The following is a 6,555-nucleotide window of genomic DNA, read 5'->3' on the forward strand; positions in this document are numbered from 1 at the left end:
CACCAGTGAAACTATATATCTCGATATCTCATACTAATCGAAACAGTTGACCAGTGTTAGCCTGCGCCCCTTAAGTTCAGGAATCACAAAAATGAGTCAACACAAAAAAATTCCCCTGCTGGCAGCCATGATATTGGCGCTGCTCGGTCTGCTGTTCGCCGGTTACTGGTATCTTCACGGCCGCTATTTTGAAAGTACCGACAACGCCTACCTGCAGAGTGAAGTGACCGGGATCAGCTCCAAGTTGCCCGGCTATATCCGCGAAGTGCTGATCACCGACAACCAGCCGGTCAAAGCGGGTCAGTTGATCGCCCGTCTCGATGATCGCGAATACAACACCAGGGTTGCGGAAGCAGAAGCCGACCTGCGCCTCAATCAGGCGACGGCCGAAAATCTGGCCGCCACCCGCACCCAACAACGGAGCCTGATCCAGCAGGCCGAGGCCAAGGTCGCCTCGGCCAATGCCGAACAGCTGCGCGCCAGCCAGCAGGTCAACAGGATCAGTCAGCTCAACCAGCGCCACTACAGCTCGCAAGATAGCCTTGATGAGGTGAACGCCTCCCTTCAGGTGGCGAGGGCGCAGGCCGAAGAGGCCAAAGCCGCCCTGCAGGCGGCCCGTGAGCGACTGCTGGTACTGGATGCCGAGCGCAAACAGAACCTGGCCAAGCTGGCATTGAGCGAAGCACAACTGGAGCAGGCCAAGCTGGAGTTAGGTTATACCGAGCTGCGAGCACCGGCCGATGGCATCATCGGCAAGCGCAGTCTGCGGGAAGGGCTCTACGTCCAGTCCGGCATGCAGGTCGCCAGTCTGGTGCCGCTGCAGCAGGTGTGGGTCGAGGCCAACTTCAAGGAGACCCAGCTCGCCCATATGCAGCGAGGCCAAAAAGTAAAAGTGGTGCTGGATGCCTACCCGGATCAACCGGTCGAGGGGATCATCGACAGCCTAGCCCCGGCCACCGGTGCCAAGTTCGCCCTGCTGCCGCCGGAGAATGCCACCGGCAACTTCACCAAAATCGTGCAGCGGGTACCGGTCAAGATCCGCATCCCCCAGCCGGGCCTGCTGGCAGGCAAGCTGCTGCCGGGTCTCTCTACCGAAGTGATCGTGGATACCCGCACGCCTGATCCCGTGGTTGCCGCCAACTGATGGAACCCATTCCACGTCGCAACTGGATCGCGGTCATGGGGGGGCTTATCGGCGCCTTCATGGCCATCCTCGATATCCAGATCACTAATGCCTCCCTGAAGGATATTCAGGGGGCGCTGTCGGCAACCCTGAGCGAAAGCTCCTGGATCTCCACCTCCTATCTGGTGGCGGAGATGATCGCCATCCCCCTGAGCGGCTGGCTGAGCCGAGGGCTGAGCGTGCGCCGCTACCTGCTCTGGACCACCGGCGCCTTTATCGCTGCCTCCGTGCTCTGCTCGTTCAGCTGGAACCTCACCAGCATGATCGTCTTCCGGGCGCTGCAGGGCTTCACCGGCGGGGCACTTATCCCGATGGCCTTTTCCCTTATCGTCACCCTGCTGCCGCTGCAGAAGCGGGCCACCGGCATGGCCCTGTTTGGCCTCTGCGCCACCTTCGCCCCCGCCATCGGCCCGACCCTCGGCGGCTGGCTCACCGAGCAGATGTCGTGGCACTACATCTTCTATCTCAACGTACCGCCAGGACTGCTGGTGATGGCCATGCTGGCCCACGGGCTGGATAAAAAACCGGTGGACTGGGCCGTGATTAAGCGGGTGGACCTTATCGGCATCGTCACCATGGCGCTCGGGCTCGGCTTACTGGAGGTGGTACTGGAGGAGGGCAACCGAGAGGACTGGTTCGGCTCAAGCTTCATCGTGCGACTGGCAGTCATCTCGGCGGTGGCGCTGGTGTTCTTCGTCATCAGCCAGCTGATCCGCCGTCACCCGCTGGTCAATCTGCGGCTGCTGCACAACCCGCGCTTCGCGCTGGCCTGCTTCGCCTATCTGATCCTCGGGATGGCGTTGATGGGCTCTATCTATGTGTTGCCGCTCTACATGACCCAGATCCACAACTACAACGCGCTGGAAATCGGCGAGGTACTGATGTGGATGGGACTGCCGCAACTGCTGGTGCTGCCGCTGGTGCCCAAACTGACCCACAAGATAGACCCGCGCTATCTGGTGAGCTTCGGCTTCCTGATCTTCGCCGTCAGCTGCTTTATGAACGTCAACATGAGTGCCGACTACGCCGGGCCACAGCTGATCCAGTCGCTCATCGTGCGGGCGCTGGGGCAACCCTTCATCATGGTGCCGCTCTCCCTGGTCGCCACCGCCAGCCTGAGCCACGACGAGATCCCCTCCTCCTCGACCCTGCTCAACGTACTGCGCAACCTCGGTGGCGCGTTCGGTATCGCCATCATCGCGACCCTGCTCGACAACGATACCCGCACCCATGTGCTGCAAATTGGCAGCACTCTGGCCGCCAGCAGCATCGAGGGACAAACCTATCTGCTGCAGCTGGCCCAGAGCATGATGGCGCAGGTGTCAGGCCCCGAGATTGCCCAGCAGCAAGCCCACGCCATGCTGGCCAATACCATCAACCGGGAGGCGGCCATCATGGCCTACAACCAGGTGTTCTACATCATGGGGATCTTCCTGCTGATCGCCAGCGGCCTGATGTTGTTACTCAAATCCCCCGCCCCACGGGCAGCGAATGCCGAACCGCTAGAGGCGTGAGAAACGGTGAGAATGGAATAGCAAAACGGGCCTGAGGGCCCGTTTTTTTGTCTGCACACTCCCCTTGGCGAGGGGACAACTCAGCCACAGTCACCCCGCCAGCGAGGCGGCAATCAGAAACTGGGCGGCGAAGTAGCTGGTCATCACCCAGGCGGTGGCATGGGGGAAGGGGCGGCGGAAACGGTCCAGCGCCAGCATGCTGTCGGAGAACAGGAACATCAGCGCCCCCACCAGGGCGGCGGCACTGCCGGCGGTGAGGGAGGCGTGCCAGGCGCCGGCGGCGACCCAGGCCATGCCGATGATCACCAGCATGTAGCAGAACACGGGCACCTTCATCTCCCCCAGCTTGCCCCACAGCAGGCCAAATACCATGCCGGCAATCAGCAACAGCAGCAAACCGTCCACCAGATTGAGCAACAGCGGCCCCTGGGCAAACCCGACGATATAGCAGAGATGCGCGACAAGAAATGCCGCCAATCCCTGAATGAAGCGATCGCTTGGCAGCATCAGCAACACATCCCCCGCCAGCGAGAGGCAGAGGCCGAGCAGGATCCAGGCGTGAGAACCGTCGTGGTCATAACTTTGGTAGCCGAATGCCAAGGCGATGATAAACAGCATGGTCAGCGGCTTGCTGATATAGAACTGGCGGCTGTCTGAACCGTAGGCAGCACGGATGTGCCACCAACCTGAAGCGATGATCAAGAAACTCAATAACATGCCCTGCTCCTCACCTGTTGCTCGCAGTCATACGACAACTATTTTTATCATGGTGCAGGGTAACAAATTCCCTCTCCCAGTGGCAGGGATGCCTAGCAAATAGCCAGACTAAGCCTAAAGTCTAATTGCCGCCCCGAGCGATTCAGGGGATAAGTGACGGGTCTGGAGGATCACCATGGATGAAGCTATGAAAAACTATCTACCCGCCATCGACATCATGATGTGCCATCTGGGGATCAGCTTTGAGCAGGCCTGTGAACAGCTGGGACTGAGCCCACTGGAGCAGCAAACCCTGAGCCTGCTACAAGAACAGGATCGACCCGAGTAGCAAACAACCTGCTGCCTCCGCTACACAAAAGAAGACCACCTGACGGCGGTCTTCTTTTTCATCCAGCTAGGCAGCCCGTGTAGTGATACCTGCCAGCAGGCGGCTCCAGCTGCGCTTACCTGCGATAAAGCTGTCCCGCAGGGCTCTGTACTCCAATTGCAGCTTGAGACGGTCATAGCGCGCCAGAGCCTTGCGCTTGCGCTGTTCCAGCAGTCGTTTGCGACTGGCGTAGTAGTGCTGCAGCTGCTGGCTCAGCTTTGAATACTCTTCCTGTAACAGTGCCTGCCACAATTCACGGTCATCCTGCTTGCAGAGTTGCGCCTGGGCCCGTTTCAACTGCATCTCCAGCCTTGCCTGTTCAATCCGCTCTTCCGGCACAGAACGAAGGTTTGCCGCCAAGCCACACCAGGAGGCAAATCGAATCAACCACTTGGTCGGATCGAACTGCCACCAGTGAATGCCATTGCGGTAATCATGCTCGAACAGATGGTGAAAATTATGATACCCCTCACCAAAGGTAAAAAAGGCCAAAATACCGTTGTCGCGGGCCGTGTTACGGTCGGTATAAGGCTGACTGCCCCAAATATGTGCCAGTGAATTGATAAAGAAGGTGGTGTGGTGGGTCATCACCATCCGCAGCACGCCCGCCAGCAGCAGCATGCCGAGCAGATCCCCGTGCCACAGGCCAAGCAACAGCGGCAGGCCCAGATTGGTCGCCAGTACCAGCACCAGATAGTGGCGATGCTGAAACGCGACTACGGAGTTATTCTGCAGGTCCCGTACATTGCTGTAATCGCCATACACATCTCCCTGATACTCTCGTAGCATCCAACCAATATGGGAGTACCAAAAACCGCGCCCGGCGCTGTAGGGATCCTTATCGTTGTCATCCACATGGCGGTGATGGCGACGGTGGTCGGCAGCCCAGTGTAACGCCGAGTTCTGCAATGCCAGCGCACCGCCAATCGCAAACAACCACTGCAACGCAGGATGCGCCTTATAAGTCTTGTGCGACCAGAGACGGTGATAGCCAGCGGTGATGGATAGGCCACTCAAACAGAACAGCAGCAGGAGCGTGACCCACTGCCAGATGTCGTAACCGTGGCTCATGCCATACCAGGGCACGGCAACCAGTGCAACCAGTCCGGAGAGGGAAAACAACAGGGTATTGGTGATAATAATCGGGGGTTTAGCCATCTTCTTGCATCCTTTCAGCGAACAGCTGTTAGCCATTTTCCATGGCAACTTCGCCATGGTCAATGGTAAAAAAGTAGGATACAAACCTGATCCGAAGGCGCCTTCGGGTTATCATTTGGCCTCGTTAAGCTGAAGGTGACTGATTTCGTGGGTATTCGCGCTCAACAAAAAGAAAAAACACGGCGTACATTGATTGATGCTGCATTCAGCCAACTATGCGCCAACCGAAGTTTCTCCAACCTCAGTCTGCGGGAAGTTGCCCGTGAAGCGGGTATCGCTCCCACCTCCTTCTATCGCCACTTCCGCGACATGGAGGAGCTGGGACTCACCTTGGTTGATGAGGGGGGACTGACCCTGCGTCAACTGATGCGCCAGGCACGACAGCGCATTGCCGGTGGTGGCAGTGTCATCAGCACCTCGGTGCAGACCTTTATGGAGTTCGTCGAGAACAATCCCAATATCTTCCGCCTGCTGTTGCGGGAACGTTCAGGCACCTCGGCCGCGTTTCGCCAGGCGGTAGCACGCGAGATCCAGCACTTTATCGCCGAGTTGACCGACTACCTTGAAGCAACGACCAGAGCGCCACGGGAAGATGCCTACATCCAGGCAGAAGCCATGGTTACCATCGTCTTCAGTGCCGGTGCCGATGCGCTCGACATGACCAGCGAAGAGTGCCGGGCGCTCTCCGACCGAACTATTCGCCAACTGCGGATGATAGCCATGGGCGCAGAGGTACAAAACCAGAAGCGCCGTGAACCCCACCCATGACCACAGGATGGAGAATGACATGTCTGAACAGCTTATGATCCCCAAAAAACCGCTCGCCATGGCCATGCTGATAGGCATCTGTGGCGATGCATCTCTGACCGTGCTGACCAACTCGGTCGTGCCTTTCTCCTTCTTCCCGCTGATTGCCCTCTGGCTGGCGGCCTACCAGCTTTTTCAGCACTATCGCCATGAACCCATGGTGGGCAACACCCCCATCTGCACCCTGCTCTGCTTCTTTATCGGTGTCTTCGGCCACTCCGCGCTGCTCAAGGTGCAATACCCGGAGCTTGGCAGCAACTTCTTCTCCCTGATCATGATGCTGCTGCTACTGGCAGCCCTCTCCATCAAGCTCGGCCTGAGCATTGGCAACAAAGAGAAGCCCTGATAAATCGACCGAGTGATGGTAATCAGCTGATAGATAAAGCAAAGAGGTCTTCCCGACGGGAAGGCCTCTTTGCTTGAACGGTACCTGATTAATCCGGCAATCTCGGTATTCCCAACCTCACCAAGCAGCTTGGCCTCCAAGATAGAGGAGAGGGAGCAATATGGAGCTGTCTTGTAGCCAGCATGCAGATAAAGCCTGAGTTGGTTGGCCATAGCACCACTCGAATGGCTGTAAATTGAGCTGATAACGCTCTGATATAACTAGAAAATAGTGATAAGAACAGGCTGTCTGGTTCTCTTCCTGCAGATAAACACTAACACTGGCTGTCTAACACGCTAAAAACACCAAAGCCCGGTCGTCAGACTGGGCTTGTGCTGGCTCTGGTATGCAAATCTGTGGCTCTTATGAGCAAACCGCCCATAGCAAAAAGGCCTTCCCAATCGGGAAGGCCTTCAAATTAGTG

Annotated in this window: 7 protein-coding genes; 5 read left to right on the forward strand and 2 right to left on the reverse strand. The window is 57.7% G+C overall.

The features are described from left to right. Positions 1 to 91: 91 nt before the first annotated feature. Positions 92 to 1,144 (forward strand): HlyD family secretion protein, encoded by a 1,053-nt coding sequence (locus tag G5154_RS13920; protein WP_421251088.1) that lies wholly within the window; start codon positions 92 to 94, stop codon positions 1,142 to 1,144. Further along, positions 1,144 to 2,697, forward strand: a complete 1,554-nt coding sequence (locus tag G5154_RS13925; protein ID WP_421251089.1) for a DHA2 family efflux MFS transporter permease subunit — start codon at positions 1,144 to 1,146, stop codon at positions 2,695 to 2,697. The genes G5154_RS13920 and G5154_RS13925 overlap by 1 nt, the downstream gene beginning before the upstream one ends. Before the next feature lie 90 nt (positions 2,698 to 2,787). Here the strand turns inward: G5154_RS13925 and G5154_RS13930 are convergent, their stop codons facing one another. Then, entirely contained in the window at positions 2,788 to 3,414 is a 627-nt protein-coding gene (locus G5154_RS13930; protein ID WP_421251090.1) for a lysoplasmalogenase, read from the reverse strand. 187 nt (positions 3,415 to 3,601) lie between these two features. Here G5154_RS13930 and G5154_RS13935 point away from each other — a divergent pair, with 187 nt between their 5' ends. Then, a complete protein-coding gene (locus G5154_RS13935; RefSeq protein ID WP_216980339.1) occupies positions 3,602 to 3,742 on the forward strand; it encodes a hypothetical protein in 141 nt (46 codons plus the stop codon). 66 nt (positions 3,743 to 3,808) lie between these two features. On the opposite strand, the gene G5154_RS13940 is transcribed toward G5154_RS13935, so the two are convergent. Then, positions 3,809 to 4,939 carry a fatty acid desaturase gene (locus tag G5154_RS13940; RefSeq protein WP_421212479.1) on the reverse strand — a complete coding sequence of 377 codons (1,131 nt, stop codon included), beginning with the start codon at positions 4,937 to 4,939 and terminating at the stop codon, positions 3,809 to 3,811. Positions 4,940 to 5,086: 147 nt separating this feature from the next. Here G5154_RS13940 and fabR point away from each other — a divergent pair, with 147 nt between their 5' ends. Further along, complete coding sequence (gene fabR / locus G5154_RS13945; RefSeq protein ID WP_005341820.1) at positions 5,087 to 5,707, forward strand: HTH-type transcriptional repressor FabR; 621 nt, start codon at positions 5,087 to 5,089, stop codon at positions 5,705 to 5,707. A gap of 19 nt (positions 5,708 to 5,726) precedes the next feature. Beyond that, complete coding sequence (locus G5154_RS13950; protein WP_005341821.1) at positions 5,727 to 6,092, forward strand: YijD family membrane protein; 366 nt, start codon at positions 5,727 to 5,729, stop codon at positions 6,090 to 6,092. Positions 6,093 to 6,555: the final 463 nt, after the last annotated feature.

Origin of the sequence: Aeromonas sp. 600527, from assembly GCF_049175415.1 — a bacterium.
GTDB lineage: Bacteria > Pseudomonadota > Gammaproteobacteria > Enterobacterales > Aeromonadaceae > Aeromonas > Aeromonas veronii_A.